The following is a 24,585-nucleotide window of genomic DNA, read 5'->3' as shown; positions in this document are numbered from 1 at the left end:
TCTATACAGTTCTGACGTGGCTTGGGTGGCGCGGTTCCGGCCGTTCAACGACGAAACAGGAACACGATTCTTACTTACACTTCTCCTTACGCCGCGTGTCGATGACGTGGGCGATGCGCCAGCCCTCGGCCAATTTCACCAGCTGAAACGAGTTGTAGCCGCAGTGGCTGAAAGTGCTGCCCAGGTAAAACTCATAGGGCGTCCAGACGCTGGCCAGGTTAGCATCAATAAGCACTTTTTCAAAGGCGATGCGCTCATCCCAGACCTCTTTGTGCGGGGTGCCCACCGCTTTTACAAAGGCAGTCGGGCTTTCTGGCAACAGCCGTGTCGGTTGCCCAGGGCGGACAGCAATAACGTGAAACACCGCCCCGGGTGCCAGGGTGGAGCGCACCAGCGTACTGTCGCCCTTGCGCATACCCTCGAAAAAGGTGCGGATGGTTTGCTGCACGGCGGCTGTTTCGGCGGCGGGCGTTTGGGCTTGGGCGGCCGATGCCGACAGTAGCACGACGGCCAGGAGAGGATAAGGCTTAAACATAGAAATTGGGAGGGCGAGTGGACAGGAGCGCAAGGGGAAAAGGCCGGAAGTCAGGATTGCAAGGCTAAGGTAAATAGCGTTGCGAGTAAATCATTCTGCCCCCGTTGGTGTTACTTTTACGTATCCTCAAGCCATTTTGCATCATGCGTAAAGACCTGTTCAACTTCGGTCCGGCCCTCGGCTATTTCTTCCGCAAAAACGACCCCGCGCGCCATACTAACTTTAACCTGCGCACCATGCACTTTATCAATAAGCTGAGCATGGCCATGTTTCTGGTTGCCTTGGTGGTACTGCTCTACCGCTGGTTTCTGCGCTAAGCTTGTGCCCAACAAAACGGCCTCGGAACTGATTTTAACCAGTTTCGGGGCCGTTTCTGCTTCGTTGATGCGGTGCTAAGGGCGGGTTTTCACTGAGTCGCGCCGGTCAATGGCATCCAGCACCTGGCTGGCCGTAAACTCCTTGTCTATATCCACGTAGCCGGCCGGGGTAATGCGGCGGCCGTTGCTGGTGGTGAAGGTAGGCCGCACGCGCATTGTCAGGCGTAGCGGCTGCCGGTCCTGGTCGGCCAGGCCCAGCACCAAATCAGCCAGCGCTTCTCCCGACCGTTCACCGGCGGCTTCGCGCAAGTTGCTTTCTAGGGTGACCGGGGCAATAGTGGTGCTGTTTGGCGCTACCTCTATGCGCTGGGTGGAGCGGCCGGTGGCTACCTGCTTGCCGTCGATGAGGGCAATGTAGTCCAGCTCGTTGAGAGCAGCAGTTTCGTCATTGGGGTTGCGAATTTCCAGGTTCACCAGCATGCGCAAGGGCAGGTTGCCGGTGGCGTAGGCGGCGGCCAAACGGGCCTTATCCACGGCGCTCAGGTCGCTGGGCTGCCGGATTTGCGTCACGTCGATGCCAGCTACCGTAGCTTGCTGCACGGAGGCCAGTCGAATTTGCGCGTTTTTGAATGCTTTGGCTTGCTGCACTTGCTCCGAGATACCGCAGCGGCTGAAGCCCAGGATTAAGAGCAGGCCTAGCAGGGCAAAAGAAATTCGGTGTTTAGGAGTGTGAAGCAGGTGACCCATACAAAACAGGAAAAAAGAAAAGAAAGAATAGTTACTTGCCTATACCTGTTCCAGCAGTAGGAGTTACTGTTGAGCTTGGATTAGCCAAAATGTTGTTGCCAGTATGAACATTGAAGATTTTCGCGACTATTGCCTGCTGAAATCGGGCGTAACTGAAGAAACGCCCTTTGGCCCCAGTACGCTGGTATTCAAGGTGGCCGGAAAGGTGTTTGCCCTCACCGATATTGATACGTTTGGCAGCATCAACCTCAAGTGCGACCCGGAGCGTGCCCAGGAATTGCGTGAAGCCCACGACTACGTGCTGCCCGGCTACCACATGAACAAAAAGCACTGGAACACGGTGCTCATTGGTACCGGCGTGCCGGGGCGGCAGCTACGGGAGCTGATCGACCACTCCTACGACCTGGTGCGTGCCTCCTTACCCAAAAAGCTGCGCGAGGAACTGGCCGAAGCGGAGCAGTAGTGGCTTCCTGCGAGCAGAGCAGGCAGGTTGCCAACTTTTCGACGCAACTACGCTGAACTGTTGGCAGCACCGGTTTCACCACCTCTTAAGTGGTGTGGTGCAGGGGTCAGCTATGAGGCTGTGTTCCGAAAACGGTAATTTTGGATTATGTACACACTCCAGAGTGCGCCGTCGGTTCCCGTTCATCTGTTTGAGCGGGAGGCCCGGCCCGGCAACAGCTTCTTTTCCATCACCAGCTCGGAGGGTGGAATTGTATATGAACCGGATTTGCTGAAACCGCACCGCAAGAACTTTTACCTGCTGGTGTTCGTGAAGCACAACGTGGGGCGGCACTGGGTTGATACGATTCCTTACGAGCACGCGGCCAACACCTTTTACTTCAGCACGCCCGAGCAGGTGCTGGTGAAGGAGGACCCCTCGCCGTTCTGGGGTACGCACTTCTCGTTCACCCCCGAGTTTCTGGCCCTGCAGCAAAACGCAGCCCTGACGGAGCTGCCACTCATCCAGAACCCCCACAACGGGCACGAATTGCGGCTGAATCCGGCGGACGCAGCCTTCGTGGAGGAAACCTTGCGTAAGATGGAAGTCGAGTATGCCAGCCCCGGCGAGTGGCAGCATCGCATGCTCAGCGCCCATCTGGCCGTGCTGCTGACCTACCTGAGTCGCCTGTACACCGCGCAGTTTGCGGCCAGTGAGGATTCCGTTGACCGGTTTCTGCTGAAAACGTACCAGGCCAGAATCGAGGAAAACTACCGGGAACTGCACGAGGTGGGCGCGTATGCGGCTTTGCTGAACATATCGGCGGGCCACCTGAGCGAGGTAGTGAAGGCGCAGAGCGGCAAATCGGCTATTAAGCACATTCACGAGCGGCTGGTGCTGGAAGCCCGACGCCTGCTATTTTATTCCCACCACTCGCTCAAGGAAATTGCCTTCGACCTGGGATTTGCCGATGCTTCGTACTTCAACCGATTTTTCAAGCGCGAAACCGGCGTAACGCCGGCCGACTACCGCACCACCATCCGGAAAATGTACCAGTAATACCGCGGAATAGGTGCCAGCGGCGCGAATGGGGGCCGGTAGTTTTGTGCCATTCATTCACCGGCATATTCTCGACCATGAAAACCGCACTTATTACCGGCGCCAACAAAAGCATAGGCTTTGAAACCGCCCGCCAGCTGCTGCAAAACGGCTACTACGTGTACCTGGGCAGCCGCGACCTGCACAAGGGCCAGGAGGCCGCCGAGCAGCTGCGCGCCGAGGGCCTGCCCCATGTGGAGCCCCTGCAGATTGACGTAACCGACAGCGCCTCCATTGCCGCCGCCCGCCAGGCCCTGGGCCAGAAAACATCGGTGCTGGACGTGCTCATCAACAACGCCGGCATTCTGGGCAGCATGTCGCAGCCCCCGCTGGGCACCAGCCTCAGCACCATCCGGGAGGTGTTTGACACCAACGTGTTCGGCGTGATTGAGGTAACGCAGGCATTTATCGACTTGCTGCGGGCCTCCGCCGCGCCCCGCATTGTGAACGTCACTTCCGGCCTGGGCTCCCTTACGCTGCACAACGACCCATCCTGGAAGTATTACCCGGTGAAAGGGGCCGCCTACCAGCCTTCCAAAGCCGCCCTGAACGCCTACACCATCATGCTGGCCTACGAGCTGCGCGACACGCCTTTTAAGGTAAACGCCGTGGACCCCGGCTACACCGCCACCGACTTCAACCACCACAGCGGCCCCGGCTCGGTGCACGATGCCGCCGCCCGCGTGGTGAAAGCCGCCCTGCTGGGCCCCGACGGCCCCACCAGCCAGTTCTTCAGCGACGATAACGCCCCGGAAACCGGCATCAGCCCCTGGTAAACCCAACGCGCCATACTGTACAAGCGCCGCTTGTGAGAAATAAGTAATAAAAAAGGCCCGCCGGATGCATCCGGCGGGCCTTTTCGCTAACAGCCAGCAGCTAATAGCTAGCAGCTTAAACTCACACCACGATGTTCACCATGCGGCCGGGCACCACAATCACCTTCTTGGCTTCCTTGCCTTCGGCGAAGCGGGCCAGAATATCGGTGGCGCGCACGGCGGCTTCGATTTCCGGGGCGGTGGCGGTGGCCGGAAACTGTAGCTGCTCGCGCACCTTGCCGTTGATGGCCACGGGGTAGTTCACGGTGTCTTCCACCAGGTACTCCTCCCGGAACTCGGGGTAAGCGGCCTGGCTGATGGAGCCGGGCGCGTGGCCAAGCTTCTGCCACAACTCCTCCGAGAGGTGCGGGGCGTACGGCGACAACAGCACTACCAGCGGCTCCAGAATAGCGCGTTTGTGCGTATCCAGGGCCGTTAGCTCGTTCACCGTAATCATCAGGGCGCTGACGGTGGTGTTGAACGAGAACTTCTCAATGTCCTCCTCCACCTTGCGGATGGCCTTGTGCAGGGCCTTCAGCTCGGCGGGTTTGGCAGCCTCGTCGGTTACGGCGAAGTCGCCGTCCTGGGGGTGGTAGAGGCGCCAGAGCTTCTTGAGGAAGCCGGCCACGCCGCTCATGCCGTTGGTGTTCCAAGGCTTGAACTGCTCCAGTGGCCCCAGGAACATTTCGTACAAACGCAGCGCATCTGCCCCGAACTTTTCAATGAGCGTGTCGGGGTTCACCACGTTGTACTTCGACTTCGACATCTTCTCGACTTCCACACCCACCATGTAGGTGCCGTTGTCTTCCAGGATGAACTCGGCGTTGGCGTATTCCTCGCGCCAGTTCCGGAAGGCTTCTACGTCGAGCACATCATTCTCCACAATGTTCACATCCACGTGCAGCGAGGTGGTTTGGTGGTCGGCTTTCTTGCCCGCCGTTACGAACGTGTTGGTGCCGTTGATGCGGTACACGAAGTTCGAGCGGCCCAGAATCATGCCCTGGTTGATGAGCTTCTGGAAAGGCTCATTGGCCGTTACCAAGCCCAGGTCTTTCAGGAACAGGTGCCAGAAGCGGGAGTAGAGCAGGTGGCCCGTAGCATGCTCTGCGCCACCGAGATATAAATCTACATTCTGCCAGTACTGCTCGGCTTCCTGGCCCACAAAACGCTCGGCGTTGTGCGGGTCCATGTAGCGGAGGTAGTACCAGCTGGAGCCGGCCCAGCCGGGCATGGTGCTCAGCTCATACTCGTACTGGCCCTTGTACTTCCAGTCTTTGGCGCGGCCCAGGGGCGGCTCGCCGGTTTCGGTGGGCTTGTACTCGTCGATTTCCGGCAGCACCAGGGGCAGGTCGGCTTCAGCTACACCGTAGGCCACGCCGTCCTTGTAGTAAATCGGGATGGGCTCACCCCAGTACCGCTGGCGGCCGAAGATGGCGTCGCGGATGCGGAAGTTGGTTTTGCCCTTGCCGATGCCGCGCTGCTCCAGCTCCTGAATCAGCGTTTGGGTGGCCTGCTTGTAGTTCTGACCCTGGATGAGGCCGTGCAGGTAGAGGCCTTCCTTGGTGGGGTCGGCCTGCTCGTCAATCTGCTGCTGGTCTACTACCTGCGTGATGGGCAGGTTGAAATGCTTGGCAAACACGTAGTCGCGCTGGTCACCGGAGGGCACGGCCATCACGGCGCCGGTGCCGTAACCGGCCAGCACGTAATCGGCAATCCAAATCTGGATGGGCTCCTGGGTGAACGGGTTGAGGGCGTATGCCCCGGTAAAAGCGCCCGATACGGTTTTGGTATCGGCCATCCGGTCGCGCTCCGAGCGGCGTTTGGTGGCGTCTACATAGTCCTGCACGGCCTGCTGCTGCCCGGGCGTGGTCAGCTCCTTCACCAGCTCATGCTCGGGCGCCAGCACCAGGAAGGTGGCGCCATAAATGGTGTCAACCCGCGTGGTGTAGACCTTAATCTGCGCCTGCTCGTGGCCCTGCACGGCGAAGGTTACCTCGGCCCCGATGCTCTTGCCAATCCAGTTGCGCTGCATTTCCTTCACCGCGTCGGGCCAGTCGATGGTATCGAGGCCCTGCAGCAGGCGGTCGGCGTAGGCAGTGATGCGCAGGTTCCACTGGGGCATCAGGCGGCGCTCCACGGGGAAGCCGCCCCGCTCCGAGAGGCCGTCTTTTACCTCGTCATTCGACAACACCGTGCCCAGGCCGGGGCACCAGTTCACGTAGGTATCCTGCTGGTAGCCAAGGCGGTAGGGGTGCACGGCCTGCAGCTTCTGCTTCTCCGTGAACATCTTCCACTGGCCCGCCGTGAAGGCGTGGCGCTCCTCCTCGTCGCCAGCCGCACGGATTCCTTCGCTGCCGTTCTGTTCGAATTTCTCCAGCAGGGTTTTGAGCGGCTCGGCCTGGTTGGTGTCGAGGTTGTACCAGGAGTTGAACAGCTTCAGGAAAATCCACTGCGTCCACTTGTAATAGGCGGGGTCGGAGGTGCGCACTTCCCGGCTCCAATCGTAGCTGAAGCCCAGGGAAGAAAGCTGCTTGATGTAGGTGCTGATGTTCTGCTCCGTGGTCAGGGCCGGGTGCTGCCCGGTCTGGATGGCGTACTGCTCGCCGGGCAGGCCAAACGAGTCGAAACCCATGGGATGCAGCACGTTGTAGCCCTGCAGGCGCTTGTAGCGGGCCACAATATCGGAGGCAATGTAGCCCAGCGGGTGCCCTACGTGCAGGCCCGCCCCGCTGGGGTACGGGAACATGTCCAGCACGTAGTACTTGGGCTTTTCGGACTGATTTTCAGCCTTGAAGGTATTGTGCTCTTTCCAGTGGGCTTGCCACTTCTTCTCAATATCCTGGGGTTGGTAGCCGGGCATGGGCAGTCGGGGTACGGTTAATCGGAACGGGCGAAATTACGCGGAATTGCCGGGAAAATGCCGCATTATTCGTTTAACGCCGATAGGCGGACAGCAGGGCAAACTTTGTAGCGCGCGTCTCGGCGGCCCCACGCCGTTTGGGCGGTTATAACGGCATGGAAACGCGCACTACAAAGTTCGCCCTAATGCTGCCACTTATATCGTCCGGCCGTCCCAGGTGCCTTCCGTACTCAGCACCCGAAACCGGGCAAACAGCTCCTCGCCGTACCAGTTTTCCTGGCGCGTCAGCCGGATGACTTCCTTGTGTTTCTCGCTGCGGTAGGCGTAGTCCTGCATGGCCTGCTGCGACTCCCAGAGGCTTATAGTGGCTTGGCGCACCACCGGTAGCTCGCCCAGCCCAATGGCGGCCCGCACGCCGGGGGCATCGGCCACGGTAGCGCTTACCGGGGCCACATAGCGCCAGAACCGGGGCGTTTTCTGCCAGCGGATGGAGGCCCGGGTAAGCACCATCATCGGCCCGTCTGGCGTACCGGCCTCGGTTTCGTAGTCAAATGGATTCACCCCGTCCCACAGTCCGTGCGACTTAAGCGGGGCCAGCCGGGCCGTCCAGATTTCGGAGGTGCGCTGCCGGTACTGCTGCCACAGCGGGTGGCGGCTGAAAAATTCCTGGGCTGCCTCTTCTGATTCCCACACGGCCATAAACCCGTAGCGCCGCAGGTTGGGCAGCGCCCCGAAACCACCCGCGCCGCTGCCCAGCAGCTTCTGAAACCGCAGGCCCGGCACGCGCTGCAAGGGCCGCTGGGCGGTGCCCATCTGCGCAAACGCCCAGCGCCGCTGGTCGGGGAGGAGGGTCAGGATGGAGAGGGTGGTGAGCAAAGGGGCGAAGCTAGAATGCTAGTTCCCCTCCTCAGCTGAGGAGGGGCTAGGGGGGGGTGATGTTGTCAGAACGATTACTAGGACTAATTTGAGCGGATGTTCAATGAGTATCAACCACCCCTAACCCCTCCTCAGCTGAGGAGGGGAACTAGCTTTTTAGCCTTAGTGTAACGTCAAAACAACAAAAAAGGGCCGGAACTGCTTCCGGCCCTTTTTGCGGGTTCAGCAAGACAAACTTACTTCACTTCTACTTTAGCGTGGGAGTTTACGTCGTCGGTCTTGGTCCGCTCGCCGGTGGCCAGGGCGCGTACGTAGGCGTAGGCCTGCGTGATGATGTTGCCCGGCGACTCCCAGTATTCGCCTTTTTCAATGCTTACTTCGAGGATGTAGATGCTTTCGTCCTCTTTGCCTTTCGGGAACCAGGCGCGCATGGGCTCACTCCATAGCTCGTTGATTTTATTCTGGTCACGGTAGGCTTTGGCCGAGCCCGACACTGACACGTAGATGCTGTCGTCGGTGTTGGAATAGGCCAGGTTTACCTGCTGATCTTTCTTCACCTCGTATACTTTGGCCGAATCCTTATCCGTGAAAAAGTAGAGGCTGCCGCTGGTATCGGGCTTGATGGTGCCCATGGGGCGGCTGCGCAGGTGATGCTCCTCGTCGGAGGTGGTGAGCATGGCAATGCGCACATCCTTGATTTTATCGATCAGCTTGGCGAGGTCGTTGGTTACGGGCGTTTGGTCAGCCATGAGGGTAGGGATGAGTAGAAAAGAATCGGGGAAACGCGGCGTCGGCAAACACGAAGTAGCCGGGCCAACTTGCTTCAAATACGGTTGTGTAGGGTGTGGGGTTGAGCTTCGGCCCCGCATTGCCCGCATTTTGCCGACCTTCCGCCCCCTGATGAACTTCCTGGCCCACCTGCTACTCTCCGGTTCTCCTACCGACTCCGATTACGCCGATGTGGTAGTCGGCAACTTCGCGGCCGAGGCCGTGCGGGGCCGCGCCGGCCTGCTGGCCTACCCTGAGTCGGTGCAGCGTGGCATCCGGCTGCACCGCTTCATTGATTCGTTTACCGATGAGCATTCCATAGTACGCCGTACTACCGCCCGCCTCCGAGCGGCTGGCCTCGGCAAGTGGGCCGGGGTAGTGTCGGATGTGGGCTTCGACCACCTGTTGGCCCGCGACTTTGCCCGCTACCACCCCCAGGAGCCGCTACCCGAGTTTGCGCAGCGTATGTACCAGCTACTGCACCAGCGTCGCCACGAGTTGCCGGAGCGGCTGCAGGAAATGCTGCACTACATGCGTCAGCACGACTGGCTAACCGGCTACGCTCACCCCGAAGGCCTGCACCGGGCCCTGCTGGGCCTGAGCCGCCGCGTACCCGCCGCTGGGGTGCTAGCTACCGGAGCCGCTGCGTTTCTGAAGGAACTACCGGCGTATGAGGCAGATTTTGCGGAGTTCTGGCCGGAGTTGCGGGCGGCAGTGGATGAAATTCGGTAGCGGTTTTATAGCAGGCGTATTTCCAGCCGCCGGTTATCTATATCCAGAGTGTACCAGTCCGAAGCTGTTTCATCGGGCACGCAATCCTGTAAGGAATGGCCCCGGCTGTATCTGCGTAACGAGTAGCGGCCCAGCAGGATAGACAGGCCATAACGCTGGGTTTCGTAATAGCCAATAAAAGCGGTTGTGACAATGCGCCGGGTGTCGTTGACGTGTTTTTTAGTGAGGTGGCTGTCTATAACCGGTGGCAGTACTCCATCGCACCACAATCCTTTAATCCGAGCGTCTGGATTGTGCGCAAAAGTGTTGGTTAGATGGTATTCTAGAAACTCGCAAAATTCCTTGCTGAAAGACTCTTCCATGCAATAGTTCAGAGTGATAAATCCACTACTGGTCACGCAAAAGCCTACCGCGAATACGTGGCGTCAATGGTGCTCTGTTGGTTGTTGACAATAGCTGGGAGTTTGTAGTGCAGCAGATTTCTGCTTAAAGCGCCAGCCGGCTCTTGCTGTACTGTCGCCATTCTGCATCCTTAGTTCGGAGCAATTGTGCGATGATACCTTGCTTATCGGCTGCCTGGTTTCCTAAGTAGTCAGTCCAAAAATCTACAACGCTGTTTTGTTTGATTTCAAACAGCAGTACCCGGGTGTATACTCCAACACCACCTACGTTGTAAGTAAGCACAACAGTACGCTGGCCTACCCCTAAATACCGTAACTGCCGCCTGGGTAAATCTTTTTCAACAAGACAGCCAGCACTATAGCGCTGACCATAATCTGCCAAAGCAAATGGCTGATTATACAGGCTGTCGTTTTGGTGCAGGAAGGCGAGAATAACGGGCGGAATGGCACTGGCCTTTTCATATTCCACCAGACTGTCACGCAGTACTGCTGATAGAAGGCGGATCAAATTCTTATTGGAAAGAATAGCGGCTGTATCGGGCGTATACAGTGGATGCTTCCTGCGTGGTCGCAAGCTTGGTTGAGGTAAATCAGGAGCTGATACAGGCTGTTCTGAAGCATCCCGGCAACCTGTCAGAAACAAACTCATAAGTAGTAGAAACAGCTTCATTAGCAAGTGGGCATAAATGAGTAATCTACCCATAAAGCATGTCCTCTACCGCGAATACGTGGCTTCAATCGTGACTTTCTGATTGTTGACAACAGCCGGAAGCTGGTAGTGCAGCACCAGCTTCTGGCTGGTCAGCTCCCGCACTTCCCGCGACAAATCGGTGCGGGGGGTGGTGCCTTGCATGCTGATAGTAGAGTTGGTGTAGGTATACGGGGCCGTGAAGTAGAGCTGATTGCCCCGGTACTCCTGGAAAGTGCTGGCCGATATTTCCAGGTAGTCACCAGCGGTGCCGGGCTGGTGCTGCTCGACGAGGGCCTGGCCGGTGCTGGCGTCGGTGTTAATGCTGTGCTCAAGCACCAACTGCCAGCGACCGGGTAGGGTTGCGGGTTCCGTCTTTTCCTTCTTGCAACCCATAAGCGTACTTACAGACAGGAAAATGGCGCAGGTAGCCGGGCGAATAAGCGGAGTAGAAAGGGCCATAGCAGGAGGAAGAATGCGGCAGCAAAGAAAGGCGAAAGTCCAGGAAATATAGGCGTTTTTGCAGCGTGCTTCCAGCCCGCCGGGCTGCGGTTTGTATTGCAGATGCGTGGGTTTGTGTAGCTACGGTGGAGCGGCGGGGAGGACCTTTGTAACGGAAAATACGTCATCCTTTTAACCCTTCGTTACGATGAGCAACCTCAAACGAGTATCCCTGGGCAGCCAGGGCCTGGAAGTTCCGGTAGAAGGCCTGGGCTGCATGGGCATGACCAGCGGCGTAGGCGGCATGAGCGTGTACGGCGAGGCCGACGAGCAGGAAAGGCTGGCCACCCTGCACCGCGCCCTGGAGCTGGGCGTGAACCTACTGGACACTGCCGACCTGTATGGTCCCTTGCTCAACGAGCAACTGGTGGGTCGGGCCATTGCCGGCCGCCGCCGGGAGGTTATTCTGGCCACCAAATTCGGCTTTGAAGTGGACGACAGCGGCACCTTCACCGGCCAGCTCAACGGCCACCCGGCCTACGCCCGCAAGTGCCTGGAACGCTCCCTGCGCAACCTCCGCACCGAGTATGTGGACCTCTACTACCTACACCGCCAGGACCCGCAGGTGCCCATCGAGGACAGTATTGGGGAGATGAGCCGCTTTGTGGAGGAAGGCAAAGTGCGCTACTTGGGCGTATCGGAAACGCCGGCCGAAGCGTTGCGCCGGGCCCACGCCGTGCACCCCATTACGGCCCTACAAACCGAATATTCGCTGTTTGACAGGGGTGTGGAGGAAACCGGGGCCTTGCGGGCGGCGCGGGAGCTGGGCATTGGCTTTGTGGCCTACTCGCCGCTGGGCCGGGGCTTTCTGTCGGGCGACATCAAAAGCCCCGATGACTTCGAGGCCAACGACTCGCGCCGGATTTTCCCGCGCTTCCAGGGCGAGAACTTCTACAAAAACCTGGAGCTGGTGCAGAAGCTCGAAACCCTGGCCGCCGCCAAAGGTGTCACGTCGGCGCAGCTGGCGCTGGCCTGGGTGCTGGCGCAGGGCGTGGTGGCTATTCCGGGCACCAAGCGCCGCAAGTACCTGGAGCAAAACGTGGCCGCCGCCCACCTTACCCTCAGCCCCCAGGAGCTGGCCGAGCTGGACGCCGTTGTGCCCGTGGGCAGCGCCGTAGGCGCAGCGTACCCGGAAGGCTTTTAGGGTCTGAATACCTAACCGCGCCGTGAGGCCCCGGTCCGGCGGCTGGAAGCCGTCGGGCCGGTCGACGCGTGCTGACGTTGTTACGTCCTCGTTCGGGTGGCAGCATACGGCAACCGGCCCGACGGCTTGCAGCCGCCGGACCGGCGCTTTACCGCACCAGCCGGCCTATCTTGTCCTTTCCTTGTTCTGATGTAATGAAACCAGCCGCCCCACCTTTCCGCCTGCTTGCCTCGGTGAGCGACTTTACCGAACACTTTGGGTTTCCGGCCCCGGTGCACCCGTTGCTCACGGTTATCGACCTGGCGCAGCACCGCCACCCACCGGTGGTGGGGCCAGCCTTGCGGCAGCTGTATATTATTGCGCTGAAGAAAAACCTGCAGGGCCGGATTCAGTACGGCCACCGGGCCTACGACTTCAATGAGGGCGTGCTGGCGTTTTACGCACCGGGGCAGCTCTGCGAAAACAACGAGTCCATCGACGTATCGGAGTTGAGCGGCTGGATGCTGGTGTTCCACCCCGATTTGCTGCACAAATACCCACTGGGCCGGAAAATTGGCGGCTACGGCTTTTTTTCCTACCAGGTACATGAGGCCCTGCACCTCTCGGCCCGTGAGGAGCAGCTGCTGGAAGGACTGGTGCACACCATCCGGGCGGAGCACGAGCAGCCTATTGATACCTTCAGCCAGGATGTGCTGGTGGCCCAGCTCGACGTGCTGCTGAGCTACGCCAACCGTTTCTACCACCGCCAGTTCCTGACGCGCCGTACCGCCGAGCACGACCTGCTTACCCGCTTTGAAGAGTTGTTGCAGGGGTACTTCCGCCAGGAAAAGGAGCAGCCGCTGCCCACTGTGCAGCACTTCGCCGATGCCCTGCACGTGTCGCCTGCCTACCTCAGCGACATGCTACGCACCCTCACCGGCCAGAACACTCAGCAGCACATCCACCAGGCCCTCATTGAGAAAGCCAAGCTGCTGCTGCTCGGCACTTCGCTCTCGATCAACGAAACGGCCTACCAGCTGGGCTTTGAGTATCCGCAGTATTTCACCCGCCTGTTCAAGAGCAAAACCGGCTTTACCCCGGCCGCTTTTCGCCTGTCGGTGCAGTAAGGTAGTAGCGCGAACTTTGCAGTTCGCGCCCCCGCGCCGATAGAACCGTCCGAACGGCGCGGGGACGCGAACTGCAAAGTTCGCGCTACTGCTGCGCCACTGGCTTCACTTTCAACTTCCTTGCTATGCAATTGACTGATTTTCGCACCTTGGGCCGCTCTGGATTGGTGGTAAGCCCGCTGGCCTTGGGCACTATGACGTTCGGTACCCCGCGCTGGGGCTCATCGGATGAAGAATCGGAAGCCATTTTTCGGGGCTACATAGAAGCCGGCGGCAATTTTATCGATACGGCCAATGTGTACGCCAAGGGCCGGAGCGAGGAGCTGGTGGGCCGCTACGTGGCCGAGGCCAAGCTGCGCGACCAGCTGGTGCTAGCTACCAAATCGGGGTTTCATAGCGGGCAGCCGGGCAACCCCCACGGGGGCGGCAACGGCCGCAAAAACATCCATCAGGCCCTCGAAGCCTCTTTGCGCCGCCTCCAAACCGACTACGTGGACCTGTACTGGCTGCACGTCTGGGATATGGTGACGCCCGTGGAAGAGGTGCTTCAGACCCTCGGCGACCTGGTGCGGGCAGGCAAGATCCGCTACTTCGCCTTCTCCGATATTCCGGCCTGGTACGCCGCTAAAGCCGCTACGCTGGCCACTGCCCACAGCATTCCGGGCCCCATTGCTTTGCAGCTGGAATACTCCTTGGTAGAGCGCAGCATCGAGCACGAGCACGTGCCCGCCGCCCGGGAGTGCGGGCTGGGCATCACGCCCTGGAGCCCGCTGGCGGCGGGCTTTCTGGCTGGTAAATATCAGCGCGCAAGTGGCTCCGAGGCCAAAGCCAGCGGCGAAGGCCGACTAAGCGGCCCCAACCCGTTTCAGGATAGCAAATTCACGGAGCACAACTGGCGGGTGCTGGCGGTAGTGCAGGAAGTAGCCCGGGAGCTACACCGACCCGCCGCCCAAGTGGCACTGGCCTGGGTGCTGGCCCAACCCGGCATCGGCTCCGTTATCCTGGGGGCCAGTAAACTCACCCAGCTGCAGGACAACCTCGCCACCCTCAACCTGCACCTGACGCCCGCGCACCTGCAGCAGCTCAACGCAGCCAGCGCCCCCACGCCGATTTTTCCCTACGGTATCTTCACCCCAGCCATCCGCAAAGGTATTTTTGGCGGAACGTCGGTGCAGGGCTGGCAGTAAGGCCGGGTCGTAATCAGAACGGCTTATTGCATTGACGGTGTACTACCGGCTGTCATTCCTCGGCTCCGCTCGGAATGACGGTCTTTCTGGGCTTTCAACTGCCTTCTGAAAACAAAAACCCGCAGCCTGTGCAGGCTGCGGGTTTTTGTTGAAGCGCTGTGTTGGCTTAGTGGTGGTGGCCGCCTTCCCCGTGCACGTGGCCGTGGTCGAGCTCCTCGCGGGTGGCGTCGCGCACGTCGGCTACTTTACCGTCAAAGTGCATCACCATGCCGGCCAAGGGGTGGTTGAAGTCCATTTTTACGGCCGAGTCGCCAATTTCAACCACTTTGCCCTGCATGTGGTGGCCCTGGTTATCGGCCATGGGCAGGAAGTTGCCGACTTGCAGCATTTCCTCGTCAATCTGGCCGTCGATTTCAAACACGTTTTTCGGAATTTCTACTACCGCTTGCGCGTCGTAGTCGCCGTAGGCTTGCTCGGGGGTGAGGGAGAAGGTGAACGAGTCGCCGGCTTGCTTGCCGCTGAGCTGGCGCTCAAACTCGTCGGGCAGGCCGCTCATGCCATACAGAAACACCATCGGCGCATCTTCCTCCGCCGATTCCACAAGGACTTTCTCTTGGTTTTCGTCCGTTACGCTCAGATCGTAGGTGATGGTAACGACTTTGTTTTCGCTGATTTGGCTCATACACGGGATGGACGCAGCTGGTCCGGGCTGGGTTGGGAAATGAATTGGACGGCTAGTTACGGAAATGGCCCGTAATTCCGGCCGCTCCGTGGTAGCATACTCTTTCAAGTAGGAGAGTGTTTACGGATGCCGGAATTGTGTGGCCGCCGTTAAAGTCGGCGCCACCTGCTGGGCAAGGCTTGGACGACACACGCAGTTACCGGATATTTGAGCGCAATAGTGGCCCAGAAGCGGAGTTTTCCCCGGGCCGGCCAGTATTTGAGCGTGAGGTAATATGAGCACAGCAGTACAGCAACCCCCTACCAGCAGCAGCGTCAGGCCCGATGCTGCGGAGCGCCACCCCCCCAGGCTACGATGGTTGCCTTACGCCGTGGGGGTTGCCCTGCTGCCGCTGGTGTATCTGTTTCTGGTGCACCAGATCGGCTCGTACCCAATTCTGGTATGGGATGAGGGCCGCCTGGCCGTGAATGCCGCCGAAATGGAGCACAACGGCAACTGGCTGGTAACCTACTTCGGGGGGGCGCCGGATATGTGGAATACCAAGCCGCCGTTCATCATCTGGCTGGAAGTGCTTTCCCTGCGCCTGTTTGGCTACTCAGAAACGGCCTTCCGGCTGCCTACCATGCTGGCCTCCGTGGCCACGGCTGGGGTTGTGTACCGGTTCGGGTATCGTCATCTGCACACGTTATTGGGAGCCGCCGCCGCAGTACTGATCCTCATTACCGCTATTGGCTACAACGAGCACCATCGGGCCCGTACTGGCGACTATGATACGCTGCTGACTTTGTGCCTGACGGTGGCCGCGCTAGCCTTTTTTCGGTATCTGGAGGAGCAGAAACGGGTGTATTTCGTGTGGGTAACCGGGGCCCTGATTGTGGCAGCGCTGACTAAAGGGGTAGCGGGGCTATTTTGGGGGCCGGCTTTTGTGCTCTACGCCCTCAGCCAGAAAAAGCTGCTGTGGCTGCTGCGCCGCCCGGAGGTATATGTGGGCGCGCTGGCCACGGTGCTGGTAGTAGGAGGCTATTATCTGGCCCGGGAGCAGTACAATCCGGGCTATCTGCAGGCCGTGTACGACAACGAGCTGGGCGGCAGAATGCTGGGGGTACTAAATGAGCATCAGCACCCCTGGAACTGGTTTCTGGAGGCCATGTACGAGGAGAAATTCATGCCCTGGCTATTGGTGTTTCCCTTCAGCTTGGTGCTACTGTGGCGCTATCCGGCCGGGCGCGTGCAGAGCCGCTTTGCAGTGCTGGTGGGCTTGGTGGTGGTGGTGCACTTGCTGATCATCAGCACCGCCAGCACCAAGCTGGCCTGGTACGATATGCCCGTTTATCCGCTGGCGTCTTTGCTGGTGGGTACCAGCTTGGGCCGGCTAACTCAGCAGAGCCCACACTCGCCGGATGGGCAGCGCGGGGTCTGGCCTGCCGCTTTGCTGGGCCTGGTGCTTCTGCTGGCTACTGTAACCCAGCCCTTCCTGCACACCCTGCGCAAGAACATGGGCATCTATGGCTGGCGGCACGGCGACCCGACGCTGTCCTTCGGTTTCCAGACCCAGGCCACCGCCACGCAGCTGCCCATGGCTACTACCTACACCATGTTTTCGGGCGAGACGTACAACCCCTCCATGTTTTATTACGCGCTGGCCGCACACCGGGAGTACAAGCACACGGTAACCACCAAGCTGGGCAACCAGCTGAATGAGCTACAAGCGGGGGATGTGGTAATGCTCTGCGGCGACCGGGACAAAGCGGCCATAGCCGAGCGGTTCGTCACGTCGGTGCTGGTGCAGGACAACGCCTGTATTACCGTGGAGCTACAGCAGCGTAAGTAGGCCGAAAGCCGCCGCCAGCTATGTATGAATAGTATACGCTATATGTGCCGGATCAGGAAAATGCAGGTGATAGGAACGGTGCTGCTCGGGTTAAGCATGTGGCCCGCTGGGGTACTGGCACAGCGTGCCAGGCCCAAAGCCAGTGCATCCCCAGGCAAGCCCTTTATGCTGCCCGTTTCGCCGGCCACCCAGCGCGTGGCATACCACGACACGGTGCAAGTGCCGGGTGCCTCCGTTGAGCAGCTGCGAAACGCGCTGTACAACACCTTCTTTCGCAACTTTGCCTTTACTGACTACACCTACACCGCTTCTGGCCCGGTTGCATCCATACAGCCCCGGGAGCCCGCCGCGCCCGGCGAAACCGTGACGCTGGGTACTATTACCATGTTCAAGCCTGGCGAGCAGGCGGTGTTTGTGGCCGGCATTACACCGCCCGAAGCCCTGGAGCAGCAGCCGCCGTTTAACCTGGTGCACTTCACGCTCCGGGCGCGTTTCGAGCCGGGGGTGGCGTACCTTACCCTCACGGACTTTTACCAGCGTACCACCACCATGAAACAGGAAATGACCCGCCAGCTGGCTATGGTGGGTACCCTGTCAAAGTCTGATCCTGCGTTGGCCCAGCTGCCGGCGAGTACGCCCGTGGAAACGCTCTACGCGGCCTGGCTACCCGGTTCCAAACCCACCCCGGCTGCGCCTGCTGTTGCGCCCACTCCCGTTAAGCCACCAACTCAGACCGAAGCCCAACGGTTGGCCGAGCACGCCCAGAACGTGCTAAAAGCGCTGCGCTACGCCATGTTCCGGTAGCTTTAGCGGTGTCAGACAACCCTCAGAAGCAGCTAGCTACACCGTAAAAAGTCCGGTGCCTGTGCCTCCTTTTGAAGGGGCGGGCACCGGACTTAAATTTTCGTGCGCTTTCCAGAGCTAAAGAAGGCTTACTGCAGCTCCCAGGCCGTGCGGTAGGCCCCGATGCTTTCCACGTAATCCAGGAAGGCTTTGTAGAACGGGTGCCCGCCCAGGGTGCTGGAGTCGCCCACGAGCAGGAGCTTGCGGCGGGCCCGGGTCATGCCTACGTTCATGCGGCGCACATCCGAGAGGAAGCCGATTTCGCCCTGGGGGTTACTGCGGGTAAGGCTGATAGCAATAATATCCCGCTCCTGGCCCTGAAACGAATCGACGGTGCCGATGCTGAGCATACGGTGCTCCAGCAGGCCCACCAGTTCGTCGTTGTCCTCCACCGCATCCTTGAGGTAGTTGATTTGGGCGCGGTAGGGGGCAATAACGCCGATGGTAAGCAGGTCGTCGGTGTGGTCGGCCTGGTCGTAGGGCTCCAGCAGCTGGGCCAGGCGTTTCAGCAGCAGGTCGGCCTCCTCGGGGTTGGCGGTGGAGCGGCTTTCCTCAATGGTGATTTCCTGGAAGCCGAAGCCGGCCGTATCCAGAAACTCTACGGCCATATCCGGGGCGAAGCGCAGGTCGTAGGCGGGCAGGTCGGCGTGGGCCACGGTGGGCGCGGCTTGCAGGCGGCCCTCGTAGAACTGCTCCGAGCTGAACTCCATAATCTGCTCGTGCATGCGGTACTGCACCTCCAGCATGCGGGCCGTGTCGGGCTGACGCTTAATGCACTTCTCAAACAGCGTTTCGCGCAGACCCTGGGCAGCGGCCTTCTCGCTTTTCACGGTGGGCGGCAGCTGCTGATGGTCGCCGGCCAGCACCACGCGGTTGGCCTTGCTGATGGGAATCCAGCAGCCCGGCTCCAGGGCCTGGGCTGCCTCATCAATGAACACGGTTTCGTAGGTGAGGTGACGGATGGCGCGGTTGCTGGCGCCCACCAGCGTGCAGGTAATCACCTGCACCTGCTCCAGCAGGTCCTCCGTAATATAGCGCTCCAGCTGGTCCGACTCCTGGAGCAAGTCGTGGGCCTGCTGCTTGAGCTGGCGGCGCTGTTCCCGCTCTTCCCAGCCGAAGTGCTTCTTGAATTTGCCGGCCTGCTCCCGGTACTGCTCGGCCGTCTGGCGCATGCTGCGCAGCTCGGCGTAGCTTTTGTGGGCCATAATCTGCGCGTCCAGCGTGTGCTGCAACAGCAGGTCGGAAACCCGGGAAGGGTTGCCCATCCGAATGACGTTTACGCCCCGCTCGGCCAGCTTTTCGGTGAGCAGATCCACGGCCGTGTTGCTGGGGGCGCACACCAGCACCCGCCGCTCCCGCCGAATGGTTTCCAGAATAGCCTGCACCAGCGTGGTGGTTTTGCCGGTGCCGGGCGGGCCGTGGATGATGGCCACATCCTGGGCCGCCAGCACGTGGCGCACGGCCGCCAACTGGCTTTCGTTCAGGGGCGAGGGGTAGTAGAGCGTGGCTTCCGACTCGGGCTTGTAGCGGGCCGGTTTGGCCCCCAGCAGCACGTCGCGCAACTCGGCCAGACGGGTGCCGAAAGCGCCCATCACCTTGCCCAGGGCGTACTCCATTTCGCGGTAGCTCACCTCGTCGAAGGTCAGGTCCACGCCCAGCTTGCCTTCCTCCACCCAGTCGGGCAGATCCTCCTTGGTGGTGGCCAGCAGGATTTTATTGCGCTTTACGCTGGTAATCACGCCCGAAAGGGTAGGACGGTCGGAGCCCGAGCGGCCGGGAATATTGCCGAACAGCGCGGCGTTTTTGCCCACCTGAAACAGGTGCAGCCCGCCCGCGCCCACGGGCCGTTCCAACTCCAGCACCAGCTTGCCGCCGAAGCCAATATCCTCCGAGGTAATCTTGACCGGGTACCAGGTGAGGCCCCGCTTTTGGCGCTCGGCAATGGTGGCCTGGGCGCTCTTGATTTTGAATTGTTCGAGGTCCTCCTGCTGCTCAAGCTTCATGAGGGCCTGCACCTTGCGCAGCTCTTTTTCCAGTGCGTACGGGTCGGTATAGGTAGGTTGTTCAGCCAACGTTGGGGGTTCTTGTGCGAATCGTTGGTAACAACGAAAACAGGGAAAAGGTGGCCAAAGGTCGGGAGGAAACTATGAAAAATACTCCTTGAATAGTCTGTCTGCTCTTTTCCAGTTGTCCTGTTCTTCGCCGTCAGCCTCACCTTCTTGCTGAACCCGTAGTGTGCAGTTATGGCAGAATTTTATAGGCTTGTCCTTAATGCATTGCAGGGTTCGACAGTAATATAAGGCTTGTCTGGCCTGTTGCAGCGTGATTTCATAGTCCTGTAAAGCTTCGTAGATGGTCGAATTTATATCTACTTGACTCACAATGTCGCCAACTGCTAATCTCCTGCCTTCTAATCTTGGCTGGCCCCACAGTACGTTTTCGGTAATAACTATTTCAGGAAATTGCTTGTAATCCGAAGAACTCCATGCCCGTTCAAATTCTTCTCTTGTGATTTCATAGGGAGCAAAACTATCGTCAAGAGGTGCTTCGGAGAGTCCTCCCAATTTATCCTCCACGTATTCCGTATCATATTTCAATACTTGGCCATTTTCAAAGAGTTGGAGTTGCCTAGTGACCCATGATTGGTCATCGGTTTCGAAGTAGAACCAGGAGAATCCCCAACTACCAGTGAGTGCATCTCCAGTAGTTTCCTGCCAATGTCGTTTGTAGTATTTCATTAGACCTGCGTAAACTGCTCCACCACTTCCGCCGCCTGCGGAAACTCTCCCAGAAAGTTAGGGATGCACAACTGGCAATAAAATACCGGCTGGATGGGGTAGGTAAACGGAGAAAGTGGTGCCCATGCCAGGCTGGCTGCGCACTTCGATGCGGCCACCCCCATTCTCGACCATGCGCTTTACCATGTACAGGCCAATGCCAGTACCCTCAACATGGTCGTGCAGGCGCTGAAACATACCGAAAAGCTTGGGCAGTTGGTCCTTCTCCAGCCCCAGGCCGTTGTCCTGCACTTCCAGAACAATCTGCTCAGCGCGCGTGTACGCTTTTATTTCTGCACGGGGCCGCCGGGCCGGATGACGATACTTGAGGGCATTGCTGAGCAGGTTGAACAGCACGGAACGCATGTTTTTCTCGGCAAACACGACGAACGGAACATCGGCTATTGCAACAACAATATCCGCGTCGGATTCGCGTATGAGTGGGGCCATATCCAGGCATACTTCCTGGATAAGGGTACCCAGATTCACGGCGGCGGCGGCCGGAGCGTGCTCTTTCTGGAGCTTGGATACTTCCGTGAGGTGCTCAATAGTGCGTTTAAAGCGCTCCACGGCATCAGTCATGCGGGTAAGGGTTGACCCAACGTACTCGCTCTGAACCACGGGAACGGGCAACTCATTTTGCAGTAGTTGGAGCAATCCTTCCAGGTTACTGATGGGCGATTTTAGGTCGTGCGAGGCCGTATAGATGAAGTTGTCCAGGTCAATGTTGGTGCGGGTGAGCTGGGTATTGCTGGTATTCAGTTCCGCATTGCTGGCCTGGAGCTGCTCGGTGCGTTCCTGCACGCGGGCTTCCAGCTCCTGGTTGAGGCGCTCAACCTGCTGACGGGCCAGCACCTGCTCACTTACATCATAGGAAAAGTTGAGCATTCCGTTTATCTGGCCTTCCGCGTCGCGCAGGGCCACAAATACAAAGTTGTAGTAGACTTGTTCCAGGTGGCCGGTGCGGGTGAAATCTACTCGCACCGGGACTTCAGTTCCGATATAAGGCTCCCCGGTTTGGTAGACCTGATCAAGCACATCCAGAATACCTTGGGTAATGAGCTCGGGCCAGGCCTCGCGGATAGGCAGGCCCAGTAAGGTGCGGCCGGGAGCCAGGGCCTGATAGGCCGGGTTTACCAGGGTAAAGCGTTGGGCGGGGCCTTCGTGTACGGCTACGTGGGCCGGCAGCTGCATCAGTACCTCATGCAGGCGTTGCCGCTGGGCTTCGGCATCGGCGCGGGCCGTTTTTTCGGCCGTCTGGGCCTGACGAAGGGCAATTTCAACGGGTGAGCGAGGCTGGTCGGCCGTATCGGTGAAGCTGACCAGCAAGCCCGCGCCCGAGCGGCGGGCCGCCAACCGGTAGTAGTTATCGTAACCGTCGGCCTGATAATTGATGTTGTATTCGCGGGGCTCACCCGAGACAAAGGCATCCACGTGAAACTGGAAAGTGCCGTGGGCAATGCTATGGGGCCACTGCTGGTTATGCGTTACGGTGGGCACCTCCGGCATCGACATCATGCGCTGGGCCACCGGATTAAGATACTCGAAGGTAAAATCAACGATGTCGCCTGAGCCAGCCGGGTCGTACAGAGGAGTGTAGAAAATGATGCCAGTCAGCGACACGGCAAGTAGGTCCCGCAGGATGGTATCGGGGGGAGCAATAGCGGCGGCGGCGAGCGGAAGCATGAGGAAGGGCAGCGGGTGGAAGGAGTCGGCCGCTATGGTGAATAGCACGCCCGAAGCGGGGGAAGCAAAGGATAGAAAACGTTAAAAGTAGAAGTAAAACGGCTGTCATGGCCTGCCTCCGCTACCGAGGCCTTGCTTACGTGGTTTGTTCGGCCCTCGGGTAAAGATAGATGCTTGTATCAGCGACTTATCGTTGCACCGGTTAGCGAGGGGGAACAATTTCCTAAAGTTACCGCGTAAACCGCTCCACTACCTCCGCTGCCTGCGGAAACTCCCGTAGCAGCGCGGCCCGTTCGGCCAGCTCAAAATCGGCGAAATCGAAGCCGGGGGCCACAGTGCAGCTGACGAGGCCGTAGCCGGGGCGGTGCTTGACCTGGGCCGCAAACCACACGCCCGCCGGAATAACAGCCTGGGGTAACTCGCCAGCGGCGAAGTCGGGGCCGAGGGTGAGGCGGGTGGGCTGGTCGGGCGTGAGCAGGATGATTTCCAGCGCCTGCCCCTGGTGGAAAAACCACAGCTCATCAGATTGGATGCGGTGGAAGTGGGACTTGTCCTCGTTTTCGAGCAGGTAGTAGATGGCCGTGCTGACGCTGCGGGACTGGCCCTCGGCGGTGGTTAGGGTGTGGGCGGAGCGGTAGGTTTCCCGGTAGTAGCCGCCCTCGGGGTGGGGCAGTAGCTGCAGGTCACGGATGATGTCTTGGGCAGTCATGGATGGGTGGAGCAGGCTGGAAGGAGGGAAATTGCTTGCGCTGCTGGCGTGGAGTTATTCTTCGCTTTTGTTGAACTCGCCGATGTGCCAGAGCACGCCGGCGGGGTCATGCACGAAGCCTTCCTTGCCCCAGCCCTCGTGCCGGATGGGCAGTACTCGTACCCCGGGGAAATGGGCGGGCAAGTCCAGGGCCGTCAGGTGCTGCCAGAACAGCTCCACATCTGCCACTTCCAGAAACAGCATGGTATTATCTACCCATTCTGCCGCGTAGTAGTCCTGCAGGTAAAAGCTCACGCCTTCCAGCGTAAACAACGACATGGCCGGCGACAAAACCGTCTCGGTGAAGCCAAAGGCGCTGTAGAAGCGGCGCGAAACCGCAAAGTCTTTGGCTCCAATAAACGGCCGGAGGGAGCGGATAGGTGAGGGCATAGTTTCTGGTAGAGGTTAGGGCAGCCGCAGAACAGCGCCTGGACTATCGGGAGGCAATATGGTGCTTCTCGGCCATTTGAGCTGCCCATCAAACGCAAAAAAGCCCGACAGGCTGGCCGGGCTTTCTTACCTGGGTGCTGACTCTTTACAGCTTGAAAATGGTCGGTAGTCCTTCCTGCAGCGAAGCAGGTGTGCGGCCCAAAGCATCTGCCAAATCAGTGCTGACGGTTGCTTCCTGCCCGTTTTTGATGTCGGTAAGGAAGCCGCTGATACGCTGGATTACTGCTTCAGGCAGGCTCTGGGCGTGTAGCCGTGCGGCAAAGGCTGGCTGCTCGATGGGCGTGTAGACCACGGGCCGGGCCGACAGTTCGCTCAGGGCAGTGGCCACGTCGGCGAAGGAATAGGTAGCGGCTCCGGTGAAGGTGAAGATGCGGTTGTCGCAGCGGCTGTCGGCCAGCACGTTGGCAATGGCCTCGCCCATTTCCTGGCGGAGCGCAAACGCCACGCGTCCCTGCCCGGCCGGCAGCTGAATGCCCCGCTCAAACACCTGCGGGCCCACAAACTGCGGCAGCGTATCCATGTACAGAATGTTGCGGAACAGGATGTAGGGCACGCCGCTGGCCCGGATGTATTCCTCCGTCTGGAAGTGGCGCACCATCAACTCATTGGCTAGCGTGGCGGGGTTTTGCAGGGCCCGGCCGGTGTAGGCCAGGCACGCTACACCGGCCTTTTTGGCGGCGTCCACCACGTTATAGTGCTGCTGCAGGCCATCTTCATCGGCCCCGCCGGAAACCAGCAGCACCTTGCGCACGCCCTGCATGGCCCGTTCCAGGGAGGCCGGGTCACGGTAGTCGCCCACCCGGAGCTGCACGCCCTGCGCTTTCAGGTGGGCGGCTTTGGCTTCGTCGCGCACCAAACCGGCCACCTCGCCGGGGTCGGTTATTTTCAGTAGTTGGTCGAGTACGGCCGCGCCAATGTGGCCGGTAGCGCCGGTTATCAGAATCATACCAGAAGGAAAAGGGGGAGAAGAAAAGCGGGTTGCGCCGCCATGAACTTGTCAGCATCAGCTACTGCCGGTTGCAGTGGACAGCTGATAGTACAAAGGTGGCCAGCTGTCTTCTCCGTATCCAGAGCCAAAAGGCGGGAAGGTTGGGCAAAAAGGCGGAAAGGGGGCTAAATACTAGTTCCCTTCCTCAAATGAGGAGGGGTTAGGGGTGGTTGAAAGACTAGAAACGAGAGTTAGTTACTATTCAACGATTGTCAACCACCCCTAACCCCTCCTCATCTGAGGAGGGGAACTAGGAAGTGTTAACAGTCACGCAGCCAGAGTACGGTTGCGGCAAGATGAACAAAGGCCAGAAAATGGGCATCCAACTTGTCATAGCGCGTGGCCACGCGGCGAAACTGCTTG

At 59.4% G+C, this 24,585-nt stretch carries 25 protein-coding genes and 1 pseudogene; 10 read left to right on the top strand and 16 right to left on the bottom strand.

The features are described from left to right. Positions 1–70: 70 nt before the first annotated feature. Positions 71–535 (bottom strand): nuclear transport factor 2 family protein, encoded by a 465-nt coding sequence (locus tag ROI90_RS00130; protein WP_315996308.1) that lies wholly within the window; start codon positions 533–535, stop codon positions 71–73. A gap of 143 nt (positions 536–678) precedes the next feature. Here ROI90_RS00130 and ROI90_RS00125 point away from each other — a divergent pair, with 143 nt between their 5' ends. Then, positions 679–852 carry a DUF6728 family protein gene (locus tag ROI90_RS00125; protein WP_315996307.1) on the top strand — a complete coding sequence of 58 codons (174 nt, stop codon included), beginning with the start codon at positions 679–681 and terminating at the stop codon, positions 850–852. Between the two features lie 75 nt (positions 853–927). Here ROI90_RS00125 and ROI90_RS00120 read toward each other — a convergent pair whose 3' ends face one another. Continuing rightward, positions 928–1,599, bottom strand: a complete 672-nt coding sequence (locus ROI90_RS00120; RefSeq protein ID WP_315996306.1) for an LEA type 2 family protein — start codon at positions 1,597–1,599, stop codon at positions 928–930. A gap of 103 nt (positions 1,600–1,702) precedes the next feature. Here ROI90_RS00120 and ROI90_RS00115 point away from each other — a divergent pair, with 103 nt between their 5' ends. The 3 genes from ROI90_RS00115 (at position 1,703) to ROI90_RS00105 (ending at position 3,915) form a co-directional block, all read left to right on the top strand. Next, positions 1,703–2,062 carry an MmcQ/YjbR family DNA-binding protein gene (locus ROI90_RS00115; protein ID WP_315996305.1) on the top strand — a complete coding sequence of 120 codons (360 nt, stop codon included), beginning with the start codon at positions 1,703–1,705 and terminating at the stop codon, positions 2,060–2,062. Between the two features lie 147 nt (positions 2,063–2,209). After that, a complete protein-coding gene (locus ROI90_RS00110; RefSeq protein ID WP_315996304.1) occupies positions 2,210–3,100 on the top strand; it encodes an AraC family transcriptional regulator in 891 nt (296 codons plus the stop codon). A 77-nt stretch (positions 3,101–3,177) separates the two neighbouring features. After that, positions 3,178–3,915, top strand: a complete 738-nt coding sequence (locus ROI90_RS00105; RefSeq protein WP_315996303.1) for an SDR family oxidoreductase — start codon at positions 3,178–3,180, stop codon at positions 3,913–3,915. A 121-nt stretch (positions 3,916–4,036) separates the two neighbouring features. Here ROI90_RS00105 and leuS read toward each other — a convergent pair whose 3' ends face one another. The 3 genes from leuS to ROI90_RS00090 form a co-directional block, all read right to left on the bottom strand. Beyond that, entirely contained in the window at positions 4,037–6,814 is a 2,778-nt protein-coding gene (gene leuS / locus ROI90_RS00100; protein WP_315996302.1) for a leucine--tRNA ligase, read from the bottom strand. A gap of 195 nt (positions 6,815–7,009) precedes the next feature. Continuing rightward, positions 7,010–7,690: a spheroidene monooxygenase gene (locus ROI90_RS00095; protein ID WP_315996301.1), complete on the bottom strand. Its 681-nt coding sequence runs from the start codon at positions 7,688–7,690 to the stop codon at positions 7,010–7,012. A gap of 236 nt (positions 7,691–7,926) precedes the next feature. Beyond that, positions 7,927–8,439 carry a pyridoxamine 5'-phosphate oxidase family protein gene (locus ROI90_RS00090; protein ID WP_315996300.1) on the bottom strand — a complete coding sequence of 171 codons (513 nt, stop codon included), beginning with the start codon at positions 8,437–8,439 and terminating at the stop codon, positions 7,927–7,929. A 151-nt stretch (positions 8,440–8,590) separates the two neighbouring features. Here ROI90_RS00090 and ROI90_RS00085 point away from each other — a divergent pair, with 151 nt between their 5' ends. Next, positions 8,591–9,190: an acyl carrier protein phosphodiesterase gene (locus ROI90_RS00085; protein WP_315996299.1), complete on the top strand. Its 600-nt coding sequence runs from the start codon at positions 8,591–8,593 to the stop codon at positions 9,188–9,190. Between the two features lie 5 nt (positions 9,191–9,195). Here ROI90_RS00085 and ROI90_RS00080 read toward each other — a convergent pair whose 3' ends face one another. From ROI90_RS00080 to ROI90_RS00070, 3 genes are all read right to left on the bottom strand, one after another. Further along, a complete protein-coding gene (locus ROI90_RS00080; protein ID WP_315996298.1) occupies positions 9,196–9,552 on the bottom strand; it encodes a hypothetical protein in 357 nt (118 codons plus the stop codon). A gap of 124 nt (positions 9,553–9,676) precedes the next feature. Then, complete coding sequence (locus ROI90_RS00075; RefSeq protein WP_315996297.1) at positions 9,677–10,240, bottom strand: hypothetical protein; 564 nt, start codon at positions 10,238–10,240, stop codon at positions 9,677–9,679. A 66-nt stretch (positions 10,241–10,306) separates the two neighbouring features. Next, positions 10,307–10,741, bottom strand: a complete 435-nt coding sequence (locus ROI90_RS00070; protein WP_315996296.1) for a lipocalin-like domain-containing protein — start codon at positions 10,739–10,741, stop codon at positions 10,307–10,309. A gap of 187 nt (positions 10,742–10,928) precedes the next feature. On the opposite strand from ROI90_RS00070, the gene ROI90_RS00065 reads away from it, so the two are divergent. The 3 genes from ROI90_RS00065 (at position 10,929) to ROI90_RS00055 (ending at position 14,217) form a co-directional block, all read left to right on the top strand. Then, entirely contained in the window at positions 10,929–11,924 is a 996-nt protein-coding gene (locus ROI90_RS00065; RefSeq protein ID WP_315996295.1) for an aldo/keto reductase, read from the top strand. Between the two features lie 194 nt (positions 11,925–12,118). Continuing rightward, positions 12,119–13,030, top strand: coding sequence for a helix-turn-helix domain-containing protein (locus tag ROI90_RS00060; protein WP_315996294.1), 912 nt, complete (start codon positions 12,119–12,121; stop codon positions 13,028–13,030). Positions 13,031–13,155: 125 nt separating this feature from the next. After that, positions 13,156–14,217, top strand: coding sequence for an aldo/keto reductase (locus tag ROI90_RS00055; protein WP_315996293.1), 1,062 nt, complete (start codon positions 13,156–13,158; stop codon positions 14,215–14,217). 166 nt (positions 14,218–14,383) lie between these two features. On the opposite strand, the gene ROI90_RS00050 is transcribed toward ROI90_RS00055, so the two are convergent. Continuing rightward, positions 14,384–14,899, bottom strand: a complete 516-nt coding sequence (locus ROI90_RS00050) for an FKBP-type peptidyl-prolyl cis-trans isomerase (protein WP_315996292.1) — start codon at positions 14,897–14,899, stop codon at positions 14,384–14,386. 370 nt (positions 14,900–15,269) lie between these two features. On the opposite strand from ROI90_RS00050, the gene ROI90_RS00045 reads away from it, so the two are divergent. Together ROI90_RS00045 and ROI90_RS00040 are read left to right on the top strand one after the other, a co-directional pair. Next, entirely contained in the window at positions 15,270–16,730 is a 1,461-nt protein-coding gene (locus tag ROI90_RS00045) for an ArnT family glycosyltransferase (RefSeq protein WP_315996291.1), read from the top strand. Positions 16,731–16,895: 165 nt separating this feature from the next. Further along, the gene (locus tag ROI90_RS00040; RefSeq protein ID WP_315996290.1) at positions 16,896–17,534 is read left to right on the top strand and encodes a hypothetical protein; all 639 of its coding nucleotides are present in this window, start codon (positions 16,896–16,898) and stop codon (positions 17,532–17,534) included. A gap of 128 nt (positions 17,535–17,662) precedes the next feature. On the opposite strand, the gene ROI90_RS00035 is transcribed toward ROI90_RS00040, so the two are convergent. From ROI90_RS00035 to ROI90_RS00005, 7 genes and pseudogenes are all read right to left on the bottom strand, one after another. After that, complete coding sequence (locus ROI90_RS00035) at positions 17,663–19,645, bottom strand: AAA domain-containing protein (protein WP_315996289.1); 1,983 nt, start codon at positions 19,643–19,645, stop codon at positions 17,663–17,665. 72 nt (positions 19,646–19,717) lie between these two features. Then, positions 19,718–20,311 carry a DUF433 domain-containing protein gene (locus ROI90_RS00030; protein WP_315996288.1) on the bottom strand — a complete coding sequence of 198 codons (594 nt, stop codon included), beginning with the start codon at positions 20,309–20,311 and terminating at the stop codon, positions 19,718–19,720. Between the two features lie 57 nt (positions 20,312–20,368). Continuing rightward, the gene (locus tag ROI90_RS00025) at positions 20,369–22,036 is read right to left on the bottom strand and encodes a sensor histidine kinase (RefSeq protein WP_315996287.1); all 1,668 of its coding nucleotides are present in this window, start codon (positions 22,034–22,036) and stop codon (positions 20,369–20,371) included. A 229-nt stretch (positions 22,037–22,265) separates the two neighbouring features. After that, positions 22,266–22,745: a cupin domain-containing protein gene (locus ROI90_RS00020; RefSeq protein ID WP_315996286.1), complete on the bottom strand. Its 480-nt coding sequence runs from the start codon at positions 22,743–22,745 to the stop codon at positions 22,266–22,268. 54 nt (positions 22,746–22,799) lie between these two features. After that, entirely contained in the window at positions 22,800–23,174 is a 375-nt protein-coding gene (locus ROI90_RS00015; RefSeq protein WP_315996285.1) for a VOC family protein, read from the bottom strand. Between the two features lie 145 nt (positions 23,175–23,319). Beyond that, positions 23,320–24,180, bottom strand: a complete 861-nt coding sequence (locus ROI90_RS00010) for an SDR family oxidoreductase (protein ID WP_315996284.1) — start codon at positions 24,178–24,180, stop codon at positions 23,320–23,322. 302 nt (positions 24,181–24,482) lie between these two features. Beyond that, a pseudogene (locus ROI90_RS00005) lies at positions 24,483–24,585 on the bottom strand (IS5/IS1182 family transposase); the annotation flags it as partial.

Origin of the sequence: Hymenobacter endophyticus, from assembly GCF_032464715.1 — a bacterium.
Classification (GTDB): domain Bacteria; phylum Bacteroidota; class Bacteroidia; order Cytophagales; family Hymenobacteraceae; genus Hymenobacter; species Hymenobacter endophyticus.
Note: the sequence above shows the minus strand (reverse complement) of the source record. Positions and strands in the feature narration are given on the sequence as shown.